Origin of the sequence: Psychroserpens sp. SPM9, from assembly GCF_025153525.1 — a bacterium.
Lineage (GTDB): Bacteria > Bacteroidota > Bacteroidia > Flavobacteriales > Flavobacteriaceae > Psychroserpens.
Map to the genome: position 1 here is coordinate 131,344 of NZ_JANZNR010000004.1, position 20,820 is coordinate 152,163.

The 20,820-nt window shown below is 37.6% G+C and carries 15 protein-coding genes; 13 read left to right on the forward strand and 2 right to left on the reverse strand.

What is annotated here, in order from left to right; translation table 11 throughout:
- Positions 1–102: 102 nt before the first annotated feature.
- Positions 103–1,467, reverse strand: coding sequence for a DEAD/DEAH box helicase (locus N4270_RS09585; protein WP_260096863.1), 1,365 nt, complete (start codon positions 1,465–1,467; stop codon positions 103–105).
- 88 nt (positions 1,468–1,555) lie between these two features.
- Here N4270_RS09585 and N4270_RS09590 point away from each other — a divergent pair, with 88 nt between their 5' ends.
- From N4270_RS09590 to N4270_RS09650, 13 genes are all read left to right on the forward strand, one after another.
- Complete coding sequence (locus N4270_RS09590; protein WP_260096865.1) at positions 1,556–2,869, forward strand: anthranilate synthase component I family protein; 1,314 nt, start codon at positions 1,556–1,558, stop codon at positions 2,867–2,869.
- Between the two features lie 52 nt (positions 2,870–2,921).
- Positions 2,922–3,323, forward strand: coding sequence for a DUF3592 domain-containing protein (locus N4270_RS09595; protein ID WP_260096867.1), 402 nt, complete (start codon positions 2,922–2,924; stop codon positions 3,321–3,323).
- 12 nt (positions 3,324–3,335) lie between these two features.
- Positions 3,336–4,667, forward strand: a complete 1,332-nt coding sequence (gene tilS, locus N4270_RS09600) for a tRNA lysidine(34) synthetase TilS (protein ID WP_260096869.1) — start codon at positions 3,336–3,338, stop codon at positions 4,665–4,667.
- A 53-nt stretch (positions 4,668–4,720) separates the two neighbouring features.
- Complete coding sequence (gene ade / locus N4270_RS09605; RefSeq protein ID WP_260096870.1) at positions 4,721–6,340, forward strand: adenine deaminase; 1,620 nt, start codon at positions 4,721–4,723, stop codon at positions 6,338–6,340.
- Between the two features lie 212 nt (positions 6,341–6,552).
- Complete coding sequence (locus tag N4270_RS09610; protein ID WP_260096872.1) at positions 6,553–8,019, forward strand: CoA-acylating methylmalonate-semialdehyde dehydrogenase; 1,467 nt, start codon at positions 6,553–6,555, stop codon at positions 8,017–8,019.
- 90 nt (positions 8,020–8,109) lie between these two features.
- Positions 8,110–9,441, forward strand: coding sequence for an aminotransferase class III-fold pyridoxal phosphate-dependent enzyme (locus tag N4270_RS09615; RefSeq protein ID WP_260096873.1), 1,332 nt, complete (start codon positions 8,110–8,112; stop codon positions 9,439–9,441).
- A 46-nt stretch (positions 9,442–9,487) separates the two neighbouring features.
- The gene (locus N4270_RS09620; protein ID WP_260096875.1) at positions 9,488–11,173 is read left to right on the forward strand and encodes an NCS1 family nucleobase:cation symporter-1; all 1,686 of its coding nucleotides are present in this window, start codon (positions 9,488–9,490) and stop codon (positions 11,171–11,173) included.
- 63 nt (positions 11,174–11,236) lie between these two features.
- Entirely contained in the window at positions 11,237–12,622 is a 1,386-nt protein-coding gene (hydA, locus tag N4270_RS09625; RefSeq protein WP_260096877.1) for a dihydropyrimidinase, read from the forward strand.
- 94 nt (positions 12,623–12,716) lie between these two features.
- Positions 12,717–13,583, forward strand: a complete 867-nt coding sequence (locus N4270_RS09630; RefSeq protein WP_260096879.1) for a nitrilase-related carbon-nitrogen hydrolase — start codon at positions 12,717–12,719, stop codon at positions 13,581–13,583.
- 36 nt (positions 13,584–13,619) lie between these two features.
- Positions 13,620–14,945, forward strand: coding sequence for an NAD(P)-dependent oxidoreductase (locus N4270_RS09635; protein ID WP_260096881.1), 1,326 nt, complete (start codon positions 13,620–13,622; stop codon positions 14,943–14,945).
- A gap of 47 nt (positions 14,946–14,992) precedes the next feature.
- Positions 14,993–16,327: an NAD-dependent dihydropyrimidine dehydrogenase subunit PreA gene (gene preA / locus N4270_RS09640; protein WP_260096883.1), complete on the forward strand. Its 1,335-nt coding sequence runs from the start codon at positions 14,993–14,995 to the stop codon at positions 16,325–16,327.
- Positions 16,328–16,438: 111 nt separating this feature from the next.
- Complete coding sequence (locus N4270_RS09645) at positions 16,439–18,331, forward strand: CocE/NonD family hydrolase (RefSeq protein ID WP_260096885.1); 1,893 nt, start codon at positions 16,439–16,441, stop codon at positions 18,329–18,331.
- Positions 18,332–18,343: 12 nt separating this feature from the next.
- The gene (locus tag N4270_RS09650) at positions 18,344–19,306 is read left to right on the forward strand and encodes a YheT family hydrolase (RefSeq protein ID WP_260096886.1); all 963 of its coding nucleotides are present in this window, start codon (positions 18,344–18,346) and stop codon (positions 19,304–19,306) included.
- Here N4270_RS09650 and N4270_RS09655 read toward each other — a convergent pair.
- The gene (locus tag N4270_RS09655; RefSeq protein WP_260096887.1) at positions 19,303–20,775 is read right to left on the reverse strand and encodes a DASS family sodium-coupled anion symporter; all 1,473 of its coding nucleotides are present in this window, start codon (positions 20,773–20,775) and stop codon (positions 19,303–19,305) included. The two genes, N4270_RS09650 and N4270_RS09655, sit on opposite strands and share 4 nt — an antisense overlap.
- Positions 20,776–20,820 lie beyond the last annotated feature (45 nt).

Below are 20,820 nucleotides of genomic sequence, written 5' to 3' on the forward strand. Positions count from 1 at the left end.
GTTTTTCTCTAGTCCCTTTTCATTTATTTGAAAAGGGATTTTTCTGATAGTTTAAATTCATACCAAATTGCACTTGAAATAAAGTGTGATTTTAATCCGAAGTTATTTTTTCTTGTTGCGTTTATTGTAGTTTTTATCGCCTCTGGTTTTCGGCTTTTTGTATTTAGCCGCAATTTTAAACTTGTAAGAACCGCCTAGATTTTCTTTTTTATTCTTGTCCTTTTTTTCATGATAAGCAGGTCCTGGAGCATCTTCATCTTTACGTTTGATGGGGTTATTTCGCTCTCTAATTTGCGGGCGCTCTTCTTCAATGAGTTCTTTCGAGATATCAACTTCCGCAGGAAAATCAAGCAAAGGCACCGTTATGCCCATATAGGCTTCAATAGCTTCAAAAGCCGCTTGCTCTTTTTCCGTAGAAAAGGTCAGAGCAATTCCTTGCTGCTCTGCACGACCTGTTCGTCCTATACGATGCATGTAATTTTCAGCGTATTGAGGCGTGTCAAAATTAATCACGTGGCTTATGTTTTCAATATCCAGCCCACGAGCCATAACGTCTGTGGCAATTAAGATGCGCTGGTCTCCAGACCTAAATTGTTCAATACTTCTAAGTCGGTAATTTTGTGTTTTATTAGAATGAATCACACATGACTGCTCCGGAAACCGCTCTTCTAAAACATCAAAAAGTTTATCGGCCAGTTTTTTAAAGGCGACAAAAATGAGAACTTTATGGTAAGTTTCCCTGTCGTGTAAAAGATGCTCTAAAAGATTGACTTTCGTATAAAAGTTAGGAACCTCATAACGTTCTTGTTTGATATTATGCAAAGGTGTTCCAGAAACTGCTATGGTTACTTTTTCAGGTTTAATGAAAAAATTGGTAATAAGTTCATCGACATCTTCAGTCATCGTTGCCGAAAACATAATATTTTGTCTACGTTCCGGAAGGATATCAAAAATGTTTAATAACTGATGCCTAAATCCCAAATCTAGCATGACATCAACTTCATCAATAACCAGTTTTTGAATCGATTTTAACTGTAATACATGACTCACCGCCAAATCAAATAAACGACCAGGCGTTGCAACAATGATGTCTTGCCCTTCTGCTATAGCACGTTTTTGTGTATTGATGTTAGTGCCACCATAAACACCAAGAACTCGCACGTTGATATAAGCTGCTAGCTTTTCAATTTCTTCAACAACCTGAACCACTAATTCTCGAGTAGGGACTAAAATTAAAACACGCGGATTGTCTTGTGTCGAATATTTTAAATGACGTAAAATGGGTAACATATAGGCATAGGTTTTACCTGTTCCGGTTTGTGCAATACCTACAACATCTCTACCAGAAGCAACAATGTTAAAGGCTTCTGCTTGAATAGGTGTTGGATATTCAAAGCCTAAATCACCCAAAGCATTGTACAAAGGTGTATTTAAATTTAAATCGGTAAAACTAACTTGCTGTTCCATGCTGCAAAGGTAAATTTTTTACTTCGGAAAAACATACTTGTTATTGACAGCTTTAATTCGGTTCTTTGTAATCCTATTTTTTTCTAATTTGAGACGTGTAAAAACCCAATATATTTCTAACCCTGAAAGCTTTAAAAAACAGCTTCTGCTCTGGAGTTCGCAGTTTGATGAAGTCGTTTGGCTCGATAGTAATAATTACCAGCAAACGTATGCCTCTTTTGATGCGGTTTTAGCTGTTGAGGCGTTTACTTTGTTTCAAACCGATGATTTTGATGCATTTAATCAGTTAAAGGAATACCAGTCTGCAACAAACGACTGGATTTTTGGCTATTTATCTTACGACCTTAAAAATGATGTTGAAGATTTGTCGTCTCATAATTTTGACGGACTCGAATTTCCTGAATTGTACTTTTTTCAGCCCAAACGCCTCTTCTTTTTAAAAGGGAATACACTCGAAACACATTACTTAAATGTGGTTGCCGATGCCTTAGACGATGATTTAAAAGCGATGCTGGCAGCTGATGCTAATGCTTCAGAAACCAACGATAAAGATGCCTCGGTGGAAGATTCGCAAATCAAAATTAAACTGAGAATTCACAAAGACGATTACTTTAGCAAAGTCAACGAAATGCTTGCTCATATTTACAGAGGCGATATTTATGAAGCTAATTTTTGTCAGGAATTTTTTGCCGAAAATACGCGCATCAATCCTTTAGAAACTTATTCAAAACTCAATGCCATATCCAAACCGCCTTTTGCGTCGTTTTTAAAGCTTTATGATAAGTATTTGTTATCGGCTTCTCCAGAGCGCTATATCAAAAAGGAGGGTTTGAAAATTACGTCGCAACCTATCAAAGGAACTGCTAAACGTTCAAAAAATAAGACCGAAGATTTAGAATTGATTAAAGCGCTTTCCGAAGATATAAAAGAGCGAAGTGAAAACATAATGATTGTCGATTTGGTAAGAAATGACCTGTCTAAAACAGCAACAAAAGGCAGCGTAAGGGTTGAAGAACTTTGCAAAGTTTACACCTTCGATCAGGTGCATCAAATGATTTCTACGGTAACGTCAATGGTGAATGAAAGCACGCATCCTGTCGATATTATTAGGTCTACGTTTCCTATGGGAAGTATGACTGGAGCTCCAAAAATTTCGGCAATGAAAATTATTGAAGTTCTCGAAGAAACTAAACGTGGTTTGTACTCTGGAGCTGTTGGTTATTTTTCGCCAGATAATAACTTCGATTTTAATGTTGTTATACGAAGCATTCTTTACAATGCTACTAAAAAATATGTGTCTTATTCTGTAGGAGGCGCGATTACTGCTAAAAGTGACCCGTTAAAAGAATATGAAGAGTGCTTGATTAAAGCCAAAGCCATGCGCGAGGTTTTAGAAAACTAAAGTTTTGAATTAAACTTTCTGGTGGTATATTTGAAGATATTACACAAATTGAATGGATTATCTATATGCAACTTTGGGGCTTATTGGTGTGGTACTTTTGTTTTTCGCAATTAGAAGCTATCAGCATACCAAAGAATTGCTGAATTTTGGTCGCAAAACGAAAGCCATCGTCATCAATTTTATTGAAGTCCATGATGACGATGGGACTACATATAGACCTGTGTTTGAATATTATGACAACAATAAACAGGCTTTCGTGTTTGAAAGCGAAGTAAGCTCTAAGCCTAAAGCTTACAGTCTCGGGCAACAGGTAGAAGTGGTTTATGATAAAAATCACGAAGATGTAAAGGTAATCTCGTTTTGGGGATTGTACCGATGGGCAATAATTTTACTCATGATAGCGTCTCCGTTATTAGTTTTAGTAACGGCCTATTTTTTATATAAATACAATTAATTTCACCTCTTGATGAATCTCGATTTTGAGTCACATATAAATAATAAGCTTAAGTTTTTAACTAAAGCCAAACTTCTCATTGCTATTTCTGGAGGTGTTGATAGTGTGGTATTAACCCATTTGTGTCATGAGTTAAAACTGGATATCACACTAGCGCATTGTAATTTTAATTTACGCGGAAAAGAAAGTGATCAGGACGAAAATTTTATTTTAGAATTGGCTGAGCAATTAGGATTAGAAGTTTTTACCGAGCATTTTAACACCGAAGCCTATGCAAAACAAAACAAATTGTCTATACAAATGGCAGCGAGAGCATTGCGTTACCAATGGTTTGATGAGTTGTCAAAAGCTTTAAAGTTTGATTATCTGCTTACAGCGCATCATGCCGATGATAATTTGGAAACCGTTTTAATCAATTTAACGAGAGGCACCGGACTCAACGGTTTAACTGGAATTCCTGAAATCAATGCTAATATCGTTAGGCCTCTGTTGCCTTTTTCCAGAGAATCTATCGAAAGTTATGCGAAGCTGAATAATTATAAATGGCGTGAGGATAGTAGTAATAGTTCCGATAAATACCTTCGGAATAAATTACGACATCATGTGATTCCTGTTTTAAAGGAAGGCAACCCAGAACTGCTTCAAAGTTTTAGCAACACACTTGAGCATCTGAAGGATACTGCCAATCTTGTAGATGATAGTATCCATAATTTTCTAGACAGAGCAGTAGCTTCTGAAACCGAAAATCACATCAAGTTTAATATTTCAGAGTTTAAAAAATTAACGAATACCAAAGCCTATATCTTCGAAATCTTTAAAGATTATGGTTTTACCGAATGGAATGACATCTTAGACTTATTAGATGCACAATCAGGGAAACAGGTGTTTTCAAATACACATCGCTTACTAAAAGATAGAGAACACTTAATCCTTACTCATTGGCCTGTTTCTAAACAAAATGATGTCGCTCTTAAAATTGAGGCTACAGATAAAAAGGTACAAACGCGCATCGGGAGTTTATTCTTTGATGAAGCCGATGCCATCTTTGGAAAACGAACCAACGTCATTTTTGTTGATAAAGAAACTTTGCAATTCCCGCTATTACTCCGTAAATGGGAAGAAGGTGATTATTTCTACCCTTTAGGAATGAAAGGTAAAAAGAAATTAAGTAAGTATTTTAAAGATGAAAAATACTCGCTGTTGGATAAAGAAAACACCTGGATATTATGCTCGGATGATAAGATTGTTTGGATTGTTGGTAAACGTGCCGACGAGCGTTTTAAAGTCACTAAAACCACCAGTGAGATCTTAAAAATTGAATTAAATAAAACCGATATTCTGTAATCACTAAGCGGAAGCCAAAGTATGTTACAGAATGTCTAACTAAAACGAATATATTGAAACTACTAGGACACATTGTCGACATAAAGAACAGGCGTATTTTTAAAGGCGAAGTCACCATTTCTGAAGGAAAAATAATAGCAATTAACGCCAAAGAGCATAATGTAGAACACTATATTTTACCTGGTTTTGTTGATGCACATATCCACATAGAAAGTTCTATGCTCGTCCCTACAGAGTTTGCAAGATTGGCTGTAAATCATGGGACTGTTGCCACGGTTTCAGACCCTCATGAAATAGCCAATGTGCTTGGTGTTGAGGGCGTACATTTCATGATTAACAATGGAAAGGAATCGCCTTTCAAATTTAATTTTGGCGCTCCGTCCTGCGTGCCTGCAACATCATTTGAATCGGCTGGAGCAGTGATAGATGCTGAAGGGATTAAAGAGCTCATGGCAAATCCCGATATTAAATATTTAGCCGAAATGATGAATTATCCTGGTGTGTTATTCGATGATCCTGAAGTCCTTAAAAAATTAGAATGGGCAAAGCATTATAACAAGCCTATCGATGGTCACGCTCCAGGTGTGGTTGGTGATAATATTACCAAATATATCAATGCCGGAATTTCAACAGATCACGAGTGCTTTACTTATGATGAAGGTTTGGAGAAACTACAAAAAGGAATGAAAGTGCTTATTCGCGAAGGTAGTGCCGCCAAAAATTTTGAGGCTTTAATTGATTTGCTACCTCAATATTATGAAAACATGATGTTTTGTAGCGATGACAAACATCCCGATGATTTAATTATCGATCATATCAATAAACTTTGTGCCAGAGCTGTTGCTAAAGGTATTGATGTGTTTAAAGTTTTGCAAGCGGCTTGTGTTAATCCGGTTGAACATTATAATTTAGATGTTGGATTATTACAGGTTGGTGACGATGCCGATTGTATTGTAGTGAAAGATCTTGTCAACTTTGAGGTCGTACAGACCTACATTAACGGAGCATTAGTTAGCGAAAACGGACAGTCAAAATTGCGTTCTGTGCCCTTTAAAAATCTGAATAACTTCAATACAAATAAAAAGCAGATATCCGATTTTAGAGTGCCTTCAACCGCTAAACAGATAAGAGTTATTGAAGCGCTGGAAGGTCAACTAGTCACCAACGAACGTATCGAAAAAGCGACAATTCTCGATGGTAATCTCGTTTCTAATACTGAAAATGACATTTTAAAAATGACCGTTGTTAACCGTTATAATGACGACCAGCCAGCTTTAGCATTTATTAAAAATTTCCAATTAAAAGAAGGAGCCATTGCTTCATCTGTGGGGCACGATTCTCACAATATTATTGCTGTGGGTGTTTCTGATGAAATGATTTGTAAAGCCGTTAATTTAATTATTGAAAATAAAGGAGGTATTTGCGCTGTATCGCCTTCCGAAGCACATATTGTACCTTTACCTGTTGCTGGCATCATGAGTGATCAAGATGGTGAAACAATTGGCAAGCAATATGCTGTTTTAGACCAAAAAGCAAAAGCCTTAGGAAGCACCTTAAATGCGCCTTATATGACACTTTCGTTTATGGCTTTGTTGGTAATTCCATCCTTAAAATTAAGTGATAAAGGCTTGTTTAACGGTTCAGATTTTAAGTTTACTTCATTAGAGGGATAACGGCTTAAATTTCCGAAACAAAAACCTGTAATTAAGAATCATTCAATGTATTTTTAAATATCTTAGAGACTTTTCAATAATATCTTAAGATTAATATATATTTCATATATTTGATTAGAGTGTGCTTAAAAACCGTCAGTACTATGACTTGGTTTTTATAACATTCTTATTTTTTGTTCAAATAGTAATAAAATTAATCCGATACGTTGAAGATGATTGTAAGCGATACACTTTCCGAAGTAAAAAATTATATCAATGGTAAATTTGAAAGAAATGGGCAAAATGCCTTAGATGTTTTTAGTCCGCTAGACGGTTCAAAAATTTCTTCAATTCCATTGTCAACAGCACAAGATGTTGATGCTGCAGTTCAAGCTGCTCATAAAGCCTTTCCAGAATGGTCTGGAATGACGTTTAAAGAACGCGTTCAAATATTTTTTAGATATAGAGCGCTCTTAGATCAACACATGGACGAATTGACCAAGTTAGTTCAGCTTGAAAATGGTAAAACCTATGGTGAAGCTAAAGCCGAAGTTGAAAAAAGCATGGAGCTTTGTGAGTTTGCAGTATCTATGCCGCAAATTGTTGTTAATGAAGTTCAGGAAGTGAGTAAAGGTGTCGAATGTCGTATAGAACGCAAACCACTTGGTGTGGTGGCTTCTATTACACCATTTAATTTTCCTAATATGGTGCCGCATTGGACACTACCTAATGCCTTAGTACTTGGAAACACGATGGTAATGAAACCTTCCGAATTGGTGCCTTTAAGCACAGTTCGTATGGCCGAATTGTTAAAAGAAGCTGGGCTTCCCGATGGTGTGTTTAATATTGTTAATGGCGGAAAAGAAGTGGTTGAAGCCATTTGTGACCATCCAAATATTGAAGCTGTGTCCTTTGTTGGTTCGACTAAAGTAGCCAAGATTGTATATAAAAGAGCAACCTCCAACTTAAAGCGCTGCGTGGCGCTTGGTGGAGCAAAAAACCATTTGCTAGTCTTACCCGATGCCAATCCTGAAATGACCGCTTCTAATGTTGTCGCCTCAATGTCTGGTTGTGCTGGGCAACGTTGTATGGCTGCTTCAGTAATGGTTGGTGTTGATAAAGTACAGCATATTATAGATCGTATGGTCGAAGAGGCAAAAACGATTTCACCAGGAGCTAATTTAGGTTCGGTGATTACTGCGGAAGCTAAAAAACGTATTGAAGGCTATATCGATGAAGCCGAAAAAAATGGTGCTAAAATATTATTAGATGGCCGACATGCAACAGTGCCCGGAAAAGAAGGTGGGTATTATGTCGGACCAACAATTATAGATTATGTTACAACTGATATGTCTGTAGCTAGAGAAGAAATTTTCGGACCCGTAATTTCAATCATTCGTGCTAAAGATTTAGACGAAGCTATAGCTATTGAAAATGGCTCTAATTACGGAAATGCTGCAGCCGTTTTTACCCAAAGTGGCGGATTGGCAAAACAAGTCATGGAGCGTGCCAGCGCAGGAATGATTGGTGTAAATATTGGTGTGCCAGTGCCTCGTGAACCGTTTTCATTTGGAGGTTGGAACGAATCCAAATTTGGAGTAGGAGATATTACAGGACGTAGCTCTATTGAGTTCTGGACTCAAAATAAAAAGACAACGACCAAATGGAATCCTGAGGCGCAAACCAATTGGATGAGTTAATAATTTCCTCAACGTTTAAAATCTTGTAAACGATAATTAAATTTTGAATGGCGTCTTGAGCTAAGTCAAAGAAACTACTAAACCAATCTAATGGATAATACTATCATAAAAGACAATCTCGATTACACTTTGTTTTCATGGTCAAAGCAAGGCGGCTTAAATCCTATAAATGCATCTCATGCCAAAGGTTCCTATGTCTATGACAGCGATGGAAAAAAATATCTGGATTTTTCATCACAACTTATGAATGTCAATATAGGTCATGGTAACCAGAGAATCACAAATGCTGTAGTCAAGCAAATGCAGGCTGTGAGCTATGTTTATCCTGGAATGGCTACTGAAGTACGCGGACAACTGGGAAAAAAAATTGCTGAAATCACACCAGGAAACTTAAGTAAAACCTTTTTTACCTTAGGTGGTGCTGAAGCCATTGAAAATGCAATCAAGCTCGCACGCATGTATACAGGACGGCATAAAATTATCACGCACTACAGAGCTTATCATGGTGCCACTTATGGCGCTATGAGTGCTGGTGGAGATCCAAGACGATTTCCGGTAGATAGCCAAGCGATGCCCAATGTGGTCCATGTCGAAAATCCGTACGCTTATCGTTGTCCGTGGCATTCGAACTCTGTTGAAGAATGTGGCGAACGAGCTCTAGAACACTTAGAGCGTGTGATCAAATTTGAAAATCCAGACAGTGTCGCTGCGATTTTGTTTGAAGGGGAATCTGGTTCTTCAGGATGTTTAAAATATCCACCTATGTATTTAAAACGTGTACGAGAGCTCTGCGACACCTATGGCATCATGATGATTGATGATGAAGTGATGAGCGGATTTGGGCGTACAGGAAAAATGTTTGGAATCGACCATCATGAAGTTACACCAGACATTATGTGTCTTGCCAAAGGATTGACTTCTGGTTATTTACCGCTTGGTGGCGTTGTGGTGACCGACAAGATTGCGGCGCATTTTAATGACAATCCGATGGTGATTGGGTTAACCTATTCTGCGCATCCAACCTTGTGTGCTGCGGCTTTAGAAAATATTAAAATTATTGAAGAAGAGAATCTGGTTGAACGTGCTGCCGAAATGGGACTGTATATAGAAGAAGAAGTTGAAAAATTAAAAGCCAAACATCCTTCTATTGGTGATTTTAGAAATACAGGCTTGTTAGGTTGTATTGAACTGGTTAAAAATAGATTTACTAAAGAACCAACCACTCCTTGGAACGCCAAACCAAACGAGATGGAAGCGACCCTAAAAATGGCAGCTAAAATCCGAGAATTAGGAATGTTCACTTTTGTGAGATGGAATTGGATTTTTATAGCACCACCTTTAAATATCACTAAGGAAGAAGTAGATGAAGGTTTAAAAATTATTGCTCAGGCTATTAGTATAGCTGATGAATATTGTAAATAAACGGATGGCCATTCCTCAAAAAAGGAATGATAGACTAAAATAAAACATGAGTAAAGATATTGTAGAATTACAAGAAGATGTGTCTAACTCTTCGCTTTATAGTGAAGATTTAGCGCCTGTACCTACAAGTCTGCGTACCTGGAGTAAATGGCACTTGGCGGCAATCTGGGTCGGCATGGCAGTGTGTATTCCAACTTATCTTTTGGCATCCTACATGATTAAAACGGGGTTGAATTGGTATGAAGCCTTGATTATAATCGGACTTGCTAATTTAATTATTACCATTCCTATGGTGCTCAATGGTCATGCTGGTGTTAAATATGGAATTCCGTTTCCGGTTATTGGTCGTGCCGCTTTTGGTACAAAAGGAGTTCATTTGGCTTCGGTAACACGAGGAATCATTGCCTGCGGCTGGTTTGGGGTTCAAACTTGGATTGGTGGTTTGGCTATTTATGCCATTTTTAATGCCGTTACAGGTTCCTCAGGAGCATTAGGTTTGTCTGTAGGGAAATTTGTAAGCTTCGGAATCTTTTGGTTGATTAATATGTATTTCATCTGGAAAGGGACTGAAAGTATCAAATGGCTCGAAACCTATTCAGCACCAATTCTTATCATTATGGGAATTGTACTTATTTATTGGAGTTATGCTAAAGCTGAAGGATTTTCAGTGGTCTTAAATCAAAGTGTTCAGTTGGAGAAAACGGCTGCGACAATTACTGAAAATAAAGATTTTTTAAACACTTCCACATTGCATCTTAATGCTCTGAAAAATAAAGATGGAACTTTAAAAGTTTCAGAATATAATATTGTTTCCAATAAAAACAGCTCTTGGGAATCATTTACCGAGGAACCAATTCTAATTGCCAATACTGAAAATGTTCAAGTGCAATTCAGAAATAACGAGATTCTATCAAGTGTTGTAAATGCCAACGTTATCTCTTCCGAAGATAAAGGAAGTAGCAAACTTTGGAGTTATTTACTATGGTTAACTGCTATGGTTGGCTTTTGGGCAACGATGTCTATTAGTATTGCTGATATTACACGATATGCTGCAACTCAAAATGACCAGGTTGCCGGACAATTTATTGGGCTGCCAGCTACAATGATGCTGTATTCTTTTGTTGGGATTTTTGTAACCTGCGCAGCAATTATCAACTTTAAAGACCTACTCATTGCCGATGATGCACCTTGGGATCCTGTGTCTTTAATCGCAAAATTTAAAAATCCGGTTGTGGTTATTGTCGCTCAGATATTCATGATTATAGCCACGCTCAGTACAAATATTGCGGCTAATGTCATTGCGCCTTCAAATGCGTTTTCAAACTTATGGCCAAAAAAAATCAGCTTTAAAACAGGTGGTACAATTACTGGAATTATCGGTATTATAATTATGCCTTGGTGGCTGTTAGATACGATTTCAGGGTTTCTGATTTTTGTAAGTGGCTTACTAGGTCCTGTACTCGGAATTTTAATTGCCGATTATTATTTAGTTAGAAAAAAGCACTTAGAGTTAGCCGAACTTTATAAGGAAGAGGGCATCTATTCTTATAACAAAACGGGATTCAATACCTCGGCAATGATAGCATTGACTATTGGCGTTTTTACAGCGTTGATAGGCTATTGGATACCTGCTTTAAATTTCTTGTATTCCTTATCATGGTTCACAGGATTTATCATTTCGTTCGTATTGTACTATATGTTAATGAAGAAAAGCAAAGTGAAATTAAATTAAAATAAACCCACATTGAGTAATTGCTTTATAAAGCTAATTATTCAATAATCATTTATATTAAAAATGTCTATACTAATTAAAAATGGTCGTGTGGTAACGGCTTCCGAAAGTTACATCGCTGATGTGTATACTGAAGGCGAAAAAATCATAGCTATCGGAAAAGATTTAAAATACCAAGCCGATAAAGTGATTGATGCTACTGATAAGTTAGTATTTCCAGGAGGTATCGATCCGCATGTGCATCTCGATATGCCATTTATGGGGACGTATTCTAGCGACGATTATGAAACAGGAACGCGTGCTGCATTACATGGTGGCACAACAATGGTTATCGATTTTATCTTACAAACCCAAGGCGATACGCTTCATAATGCGCTTAAAACTTGGCAGCAAAAGTCTCAAGGGAAAGCCATTGGCGATTATTCCTACCATATGGCTGTAACCGATTTTAATGATGATGTTGCTAAAGAAGTTGTTCAGATGATTGAAACGGAAGGAATTTCGTCCTTTAAAACTTTTATGGCTTATAAAGGGGCTTTGATGATTGATGACGGACAAATGGTACAACTCATGAAAGTAGTAAAAAAGCATGGAGGTTTGGTAACTGTTCATGCAACAAATGGTGATATGATAGATTCACTAATTGCAAAAAATAGAGCGCTTGGTAATACCTCGCCTTTATACCATTATTTATCCCAGCCCGAAGTCACCGAAGCAGAAGCTTCAGCTCGTTTTGCTGATATGCTGCACTATACAGATTGTCCTGGTTATATTGTTCATATGACTTGCGAAGGCGCATTAAATGCTGTTCGTAAAGCCACCCAACGTAATCAAAAAGTCTTTGTAGAAACGTGTACACAATATTTAGTCTTGGATGCCTCTTTATATGAAAAGGATTTCGAAGGAGCTAAATGGGTGATGAGTCCGCCACTTAGAGAAAAGAAAGATCAAGTGGCCTTGTGGTCGGGAATCAATCAAGGAATGGTTCAGGTTGTGGGCACAGATCATTGTCCGTTTATGTGGGAACAAAAGCAAATGGGAAAAGATGATTTTTCTAAAATACCAAATGGGCATCCGGCGATTGAGCATCGTATGGAGTTGTTATATTCTGAAGGTGTTCACAAAGGAAAAATTTCACTTACAAAATATGTGGAGGTTAGTGCAACCAATGCGGCTAAAATCTTCGGAATGTACCCAAGAAAAGGAACCATTGCCATAGGAAGCGATGCCGATATCGTCATATTCGATCCTAATAAAAAGCATACCATTTCTGTAGAAACACATCATATGAATTGTGATTATTCAGGTTATGAAGGATTTGAATTAACAGGAAAAACTGAAACTGTAATTTTAAGAGGACAAGTCGCTATTGAAAATGAAAACTGCCTTTTAAAAGCAGGACATGGTCAGTTTATTAAGAGAGGAAAAACGTCTAAGACCGTCATATAAATTTAATAATAAATCATTCCGACAGCGTGTAAAACGCAGAACGAAGAATCTTCAGATTCTTTGCTTTAATCAGAATGACAATAAACTCAAAATTATGCCAAGAAAAGTAAAATCAGGATTAATACAAATGAGTCTTCCAATGACCGAAGGCGAAGGCAGCATTCAAGAAATCATGGATGCGATGTACGATAAGCATATTCCGTATATAGAAGAAGCAGGACGACAAGGGGTTCAAATTTTGTGTTTGCAAGAAATATTTAACACACCTTATTTTTGCCCAGGACAGGACCGAAAATGGTACGCTTCTGCTGAGTCGGTTCCAGGACCAACAACCGAGAAGATGCAGGTGCTAGCCAAAAAACATGATATGGTCATTATCGTACCTATTTATGAAAAAGAACAAGCGGGAGTTTTATACAATACGGCTGCCGTAATTGATGCCGATGGTACTTATTTAGGTAAGTACAGGAAAAATCATATTCCGCACACTACAGGATTTTGGGAGAAATTTTTCTTTAAACCAGGTAATCTAGGTTATCCTGTATTTCAAACCAAATATGCTAAGGTTGGTGTTTACATTTGTTATGACAGGCACTTTCCTGATGGCGCGAGAGCTCTGGGCTTAAATGGTGCCGAAATCGTTTATAACCCATCAGCAACAGTAGCAGGTCTAAGTGAATACCTTTGGAAATTAGAGCAACCTGCGCATGCTGCTGCTAATGGTTATTTTATGGGTTGTATTAATCGTGTTGGTGAAGAGAAACCATGGAATCTTGGTAAGTTTTATGGCCAATCCTATTTTGTGGATCCACGCGGACAAATTTTCGCGGAAGCTTCTCGGGATGATGATGAATTATTAGTAGCCGAATTTGATTTAGACTTAATTGAAGAGGTGCGCTCGACTTGGCAATTTTATCGCGATAGACGCCCTGAAACTTATGGAAGGCTAACAGAACTTTAGTTTTTCGATTCATAACTCTTTAACTTATAACTTCATATGGCAGAATATAAAAGACCCACTTCCGAAGCGGAATTCAAAAAGAATTTCAAACAGAAAAAACCGTTGATGAATGATACGGAAGCGTATTACGAAGCGTCGCGGTGTTTATTCTGTTACGATGCGCCATGCGTGCAAGCTTGTCCGACCAGCATAGATATTCCATTGTTTATCAAGCAAATCCATACAGACAATATTACCGGAGCTTCAAAAACAATTTTTGATTCCAACTGGCTTGGTAATGCTTGCGGTGTCGTTTGTCCGACGGGTGTCTTATGTGAAGGTGCTTGTGTTTACAATCATCAGGATGTGCCACCTATTCAGATTGGGAGATTACAAAATTATGCTACTAATAAAACTATTGATGTAGACAAGGTTATTTTTAAGGTCGGTAAGTCCAACGGAAAAAAAATAGCAATTATTGGAGCCGGACCTGCTGGATTAGCTTGTGCTTGTGAAGCCCGAACTTTAGGTTATGACGTCGATATTTACGAAGCAAAAGACAAACCTTCAGGTTTAACCGTTTATGGGATAGCACCTTATAAAATCACGAATGAAGAAGTCTTGAAAGAAGTCAACTACCTTCAGAGTCAATTGGGTTTTAATATCAAATACAATAAGGCAATTAATTCCAAAGAAGAATTATCAACGCTTGAAAACAATTATGATGCTGTTTTTATTGGTGTCGGATTAGGCGCAACACGACAACTAGGTTTAGAAGGCGAAGAGAAAGAAGGTGTCATTGGTGCTGTTGAGTTTATCGAAGAACTCCGCATGAAACATCATCAGGTTAAAGTTCCAGCAAAAGTGGTGGTAATTGGTGGTGGTAACACTGCTATGGATGCAGCTTCTGAAGCGGCTAGAATGGGAGCACGAAAAACCGTTCTGGCTTATAGAAATTCTAAAGAGAAGATGGGCGCTTACCATTTTGAATATGAGTTAGCCATCAGTTCGGGTGTCGATAGCCTGTTTAATGTTACGCCGCTTGCAATTGTAGGAAATACTAAGGTTGAAGGTGTCAAATTTGCTAAAACCGAACTTGTTGACGGCAAATTACAAACCAATATGAACAATACATTTATAGTGCGTTGTGATATGGTGATAAAAGCCACAGGTCAAGCTAAGCAAGGTCATTTGTATCGTTTGATTGATGGCTTAGAATTAGATAGCAAAACACGAATTAAAATTAATGATGAATTTCAAACTTCAAATCCGAAATATTTTGCTGGAGGCGATGCAGTTAATGGAGGTGCTGAAGTAGTAAATGCCGCTTACGACGGAAAAATGGCTGCTCAGGGTATTCATAACTGGCTTCAAAATAAATAATAAATAAAAATTTAGAGTCGTAAGACTTAAATCATAACTCAAAAACCATGATAGACTTATCAATAAATTTCGGAGGAATCAAAGCACCAAACCCATTTTGGTTGGCCTCAGCGCCACCTACAAATTCTGGGTATCAAATTATGAAAGCTTTTGAAGCAGGCTGGGGAGGCGCTGTCTGGAAAACACTTGGCGTTCCTGTAGTAAATGTGTCGAGTCGCTATGGTTCGGTTAATTACAGTAATACCCGAATGATGGGCTTCAATAATATCGAATTAATTACCGATAGACCTTTAGCAGATAACCTTCGTGAAATTGAAGAAGTGAAAAAGTATTTCCCCGACCATGCTGTGATTGCTTCATTAATGGTTGAGAGTAGAGCTGAATGGGAACAGATTATCAAAGATGTTGAAAATGCTGGTGCCGATGGTATCGAACTTAATTTTGGTTGTCCGCACGGCATGTGTGAACGCGGAATGGGTTCAGCAGTTGGTCAGGAGCCCGAAGTTTTAAAAACTATTGTGGGTTGGGTTAAAGCGGCTGCAAATATTCCTGTGATTACAAAACTGTCTCCTAATATTTCTCATATTACAGATCCTGGCCTGGCAGCTGTTCAAGGCGGAACTGATTCCATTTCATTGATTAATACGATTAAAAGTATTGTTGGTATCGACTTAGATTCCTACGCGCCTTATCCTATTGTAGATGGTAAAGGAACTAATGGTGGCTACTGCGGACCTGCGGTGAAACCTATCGCTATGCACATGCTCAAAGATTTAGCACAGCACCCAGACATTGGAAAAGTACCCTTGTCGGGTATTGGTGGTATCGAAACCTGGCGTGATGTTGTTGAGTTTATTTTACTGGGCGCTACTTCGGTACAGGTGTGTACTGCTGTGATGCATTATGGCTTCGGAATTGTACGTGAAATGGAAGCTGGCTTACGTCAGTTTATGGAAGAAAAAAATTATACAACTATCTATGATTTTGCTGGAAAAGCATTGCCTAATGTTACCGAATGGAAACATTTAAATCTAAAGCATAAAGTGATTGCTGAAATTAATGAGGACAAATGTATTGGTTGTGATTTGTGTTATATTGCTTGTGATGATGGAGCACATCAAGCCATTGCCTTATCTGATGATCCTGTTAATCGCATCCCGAGTATTATTGAAGCGAATTGCGTTGGTTGTAATTTATGTTCTTTAGTTTGTCCTGTTGAAGATTGTATTACCATGGTTAAAAAAGATGATGGCACCAAACACTTAACATGGAATGAACGCACACTCAACGATGATATTCCCGTTACGTTTGATGATGATAGAGCAGGCGGTAAAGGACATTTTGTTCCTAAGCCATCAGATGCTTTAAAGCATAAGCGCTAGACATGTCAATAGACAGACTTTAGTATTAAAAATAGAACAAACCTTTTTTTACCGATGTTTAAAAAGGTTTTTTTATTCGTTATCTTTAGACTTTTCAAAATCGTACCAATCATGATCAAAAAATGTCTAATGTTGGCTATCATTGCCCTCACATGTATACAGTGTAAAAAAACGGAACCTTCAGAATTAACCAAGGAAACAACCACTAAAGTTGAAGACACCTATGTGAAAGACAATTATTCCAAAAAAGAAGTGATGATAGAAATGCGGGACGGGATCAAACTTCATACAACCATCTATTCGCCTAAAGATACGTCTAAGTCCTATCCAATCTTAATGATGCGAACACCTTACAGTTGCCGACCTTATGGAGCGGATGAGTTTAAAACTAAAATATCACCTAACAAATACCTTATGGAAGAAGGTAATATTGTTGTGTACCAAGATGTTCGTGGTCGCTGGAATAGCGAAGGTGTTTATGATAATATGAGAGCGTTTATTCCTAACAAAACAGGGAATCAAACCGATGAAGCAAGTGATACTTACGACACGATAGAATGGCTGATTAATAATGTAGACAATAATAATGGAAATGTAGGAACGTGGGGAATTTCATATCCCGGATTTTATGCGACTTACTCGGTGTTATCTGGGCACCCGGCTTTAAAAGCAGCGTCACCTCAAGCTTGTATTGGTGATTTTTATTTTGATGATTTTATTCATAATGGTGCCTTTTTGTTGAGTTACTGGAGAGCAACTTCAGTTTTTGGTTATATGAAAGATACACCTGTAAAAGAAGCCTGGTATGAGTTTCCAGATATAGGAACCGAAGATCAATATCAGTTTTTTTTAGATGCTGGACCCTTAAAAAACCTTGATAAATACTATGGTGAAGATAACGTGTTTTATGAGCAAATTAAAGCGCATCCCAATTACGATGAATTTTGGCAACGTCGAGGGATTATTCAGCATTTAAAAGATATCAAGCCTGCAACGATGATTGTTGGTGGTTTGTTTGATGCCGAAGACTTATATGGTCCATTTGAAACCTATGAAACTATAGAAGAAAACAGCACAAATTATAATACAGTTGTATTTGGTCCTTGGAGTCATGGCGATTGGGCAAGAACCAAAGAGCGACAGGTTATTGGAAATATTCATTTTGGTGATCATATTTCTGAGTATTTTCAAAAAGAAATTGAAACCCCGTTTTTTAATCACTTTTTAAAAGGAGCAGCTAATGGTAATACAGCACTTCCTGAAGCGCATATGTTTGATACTGGTAAAAAAGAATGGGTAAGTTTTGAAACTTGGCCTCCTGCGCAAACTGTTACAGAAAGCTATTTTATGCAACCTTACCAGCAATTAACTCAGCGTGCAAATCGAATGATAGCAACTTCAGATTTTGTAAGTGACCCTAAAAAACCGGTACCGTATTCCGAAGATATTAAAGTCGTTTTTACACCTCGGAAATTTATGACCGATGATCAGCGTTTTGCTGCGAGACGTCCTGATGTGTTGGTTTTTGAGACCAATATTTTAGAAGAAGATGTGACCTTAGCTGGTGATATTATGGCAAAACTCAATGTGTCTACAACGGGAACTGCTGCTGATTGGATTGTGAAAGTAGTGGATGTGTTTCCTGGAAATACTGAAACGCCAACCGATAATGAAGATGTTCAGGATCATTTAAAATTAAGCAATTATCATATGATGGTAAGGAGTGAAACTATCCGCGGACGCTTTAGAAATAGTATGAGTAAGCCAGAGCCTTTTGTGCCTAATCAAAAAACAGCTGTACACGTAAAATTACAAGACGTTTTTCATACGTTTAAAAAAGGACACAAAATCCAAATTCAAGTTCAAAGTACGTTTTTTCCGTATATAGATGTAAATCCGCAAACCTACGTAGATAACATTTTTGAAGCTGACGACAGTGATTTTAAAACTCAAACTCATCGTGTTTATAACGATTCGTCAATTGAATTCACCATCCTAAAGTAGTGTCGATATTAAATGCCTGTAATTGAATCAACCTACAAAGCACCATTTTTATGTGGTAATGGCTTTATTGCAACGATCTATTCTGGATTATTCCGAAATGTAAGAGGTGTAAATCAAGAACGTGAGCGCATCGAAACTCGAGATGCTGATTTTCTGGATTTGGACTGGAGTTATGCTGAAAACGATTCAAAAGCGGTTATTATTTTGCTTCACGGATTAGAAGGTCACGCGCAACGTCCTTATATCACAGGAACAGCAAAATTGTTCAATCAAAATGATATTGATGCTGTAGCTGTTAATTTCAGAGGTTGTAGCGGAGAAGATAATCGGTTTTATCACAGTTACCATTCTGGAGCAACTGACGATTTGGATGATGTGGTTCAGCATTGTATTCAGAAAAAAGGGTATTCTAAAATTTACATTAAAGGCATCAGTTTAGGGGCTAATATCACACTCAAATATTTGGGTGAAGATCGACTCATTCCGAAGGAAATACAATCGGCAATAGCCGTTTCTGTTCCAGTTCATCTTAACGGTTCGGCTGAAGAATTGCACAAACTGAAAAATAAACCCTTTGCCATTCGGTTTTTAAAACACTTAGTCAACAAATTAAAACTAAAAATTAATCAGTTTCCTGATAATGTGACTGTTGAAGATGTGAAGTCTATTAAAACTTTAAGAGATTTTGATGAGGTTTATACGTCTAAAGCACATGGTTTTTTGGATGCTTCAGACTATTATGAGCGAGCGAGTAGTTTGCCGTTTCTGAAAACCATTAAGATTCCAACCTTAATTATTAACGCGTTAAACGATTCGTTTTTATCACATCACTGTTATCCGGTTAAAGCAGCAAAAGCGAATCATAATCTTTACTTAGAAATGCCAAAATATGGTGGTCATGTTGGCTTTGTACAACGCGGGAATATTTATTATAACGAACAACGTGCTTTAGAGTTTATAGAGCATAATGACTAAGTTTTTATCAATTCCTCTGGAAACCCTTCAACCACCAAATTCCAAACTTCGGGTAATACAAAGAACACAAACAGGGTCACAATAATAATAGAGATGATATTCATTACGATACCTTTGCTCACCATATCGGGTATTCTTAAATATCCTGAACCAAAAACCACAGCATTTGGAGGTGTTGCTACTGGAAGCATAAAAGCACAGGATGCAGCAACTGCCGCGCCAACCATAAGTACAAACGGATGCACCTCTACAGTTAATGCCATTGGTGCTAAAACCGGTAAAAGCATTGCTGTTGTAGCAAGATTTGATGTGATTTCGGTGAGGAAATTAACAGCAGCTACAAGAACTAAAATGAGAAGTAGGGTTGAAATTCCGGCAAAGCTTGTCATCTGATTGCCTATCCATTCGGCGAGTCCGCTTACCTCAAATCCTTTAGCTAAGGCCATGCCGCCACCAAACAATAGAATGATTCCCCATGGGATTTTAACGGCATCTTCCCAATTGATAAGCTGCGTTTTTTTGTTTTTTGTAGGAATCAAAAATAAAAGAATGGCAAAACACACAGCAATAATGGTATCGTCAAGTTGTGGTAATATTTTTTGTAAAAGAAATGAACGGGTAATCCAGCAAAAAGCGGTAATGGCAAAAACAGAAGCAACAATCTTTTCTTCATAACTAATGCTGCCTAAGGTTTTTAAAAGACGTTTAATTTCTTGCTTTCCACCAGGAAATTCGGTTTGTTTAAACTTGAATGCAAATCGGGTAAGATATTTCCAGCAGATAAAAAGTAAGAGGATCGAAATAGGAAAACCAAACATGAACCATTGCGAAAAGGTGATTTCATAATCGTAAATATCTGAAACCACACCTGCCAGAACCAAGTTGGGAGGCGTGCCTATTAAAGTACCTATACCACCAATAGACGCACTGTAAGCGATGGCGAGCATAAGGGCTTTTCCGAAGATTTGATTTTCGTTTTCAATGGTGTTTGGGTTGTCTTTGAGTTGTTTGATAATCGCAATCCCAATAGGTAACATCATCACAGAGGTTGCTGTATTAGAAATCCACATCGATAAAAATGCGGTTGCAATCATAAAGCCAAGAATGATTTTTCGTACATCGCTTCCTATAATGTGAATGATGTTAAGGGCAATGCGTTTGTGTAAATTCCATTTTTCAATAGCGATGGCAATAACAAATCCGCCTAAATATAAAAACACATATTTATGTCCGAAAGCACTCGTCGTAGTCGACAAGTCTAATCCGCCAGACAAGGGAAATAAAACAATGGGAAGCAAAGCGGTTGCAGCAATTGGAATGGCTTCAGTAATCCACCAAATAGCAATCCAAACCGTCGAAGCAAGCACAGCTTTGGCTTGAGGCGATAACCCTTCCGGATTAAAAAACATAATGATTATGGTGAAAAGTAATGGTCCTAAAACCAGTCCTATTCGTTTGGTAAGATTCATAAATGATGAATTAATGCTTCTAATATAGGAATTTAAAAAGGGCTG

What these genes read in the sequence shown, in the direction of transcription:
- N4270_RS09585 (WP_260096863.1), bottom strand. Translation starts at nt 1,467, where the DNA reads ATGGAACAGCAAGTTAGTTTTACCGATTTAAATTTAAATACACCTTTG.
- N4270_RS09595 (WP_260096867.1), top strand. Translation starts at nt 2,922, where the DNA reads ATGGATTATCTATATGCAACTTTGGGGCTTATTGGTGTGGTACTTTTG.
- tilS (WP_260096869.1), top strand. Translation starts at nt 3,336, where the DNA reads ATGAATCTCGATTTTGAGTCACATATAAATAATAAGCTTAAGTTTTTA.
- N4270_RS09610 (WP_260096872.1), top strand. Translation starts at nt 6,553, where the DNA reads ATGATTGTAAGCGATACACTTTCCGAAGTAAAAAATTATATCAATGGT.
- N4270_RS09615 (WP_260096873.1), top strand. Translation starts at nt 8,110, where the DNA reads ATGGATAATACTATCATAAAAGACAATCTCGATTACACTTTGTTTTCA.
- N4270_RS09620 (WP_260096875.1), top strand. Translation starts at nt 9,488, where the DNA reads ATGAGTAAAGATATTGTAGAATTACAAGAAGATGTGTCTAACTCTTCG.
- hydA (WP_260096877.1), top strand. Translation starts at nt 11,237, where the DNA reads ATGTCTATACTAATTAAAAATGGTCGTGTGGTAACGGCTTCCGAAAGT.
- N4270_RS09630 (WP_260096879.1), top strand. Translation starts at nt 12,717, where the DNA reads ATGCCAAGAAAAGTAAAATCAGGATTAATACAAATGAGTCTTCCAATG.
- N4270_RS09635 (WP_260096881.1), top strand. Translation starts at nt 13,620, where the DNA reads ATGGCAGAATATAAAAGACCCACTTCCGAAGCGGAATTCAAAAAGAAT.
- preA (WP_260096883.1), top strand. Translation starts at nt 14,993, where the DNA reads ATGATAGACTTATCAATAAATTTCGGAGGAATCAAAGCACCAAACCCA.
- N4270_RS09645 (WP_260096885.1), top strand. Translation starts at nt 16,439, where the DNA reads ATGATCAAAAAATGTCTAATGTTGGCTATCATTGCCCTCACATGTATA.
- N4270_RS09650 (WP_260096886.1), top strand. Translation starts at nt 18,344, where the DNA reads ATGCCTGTAATTGAATCAACCTACAAAGCACCATTTTTATGTGGTAAT.
- N4270_RS09655 (WP_260096887.1), bottom strand. Translation starts at nt 20,775, where the DNA reads ATGAATCTTACCAAACGAATAGGACTGGTTTTAGGACCATTACTTTTC.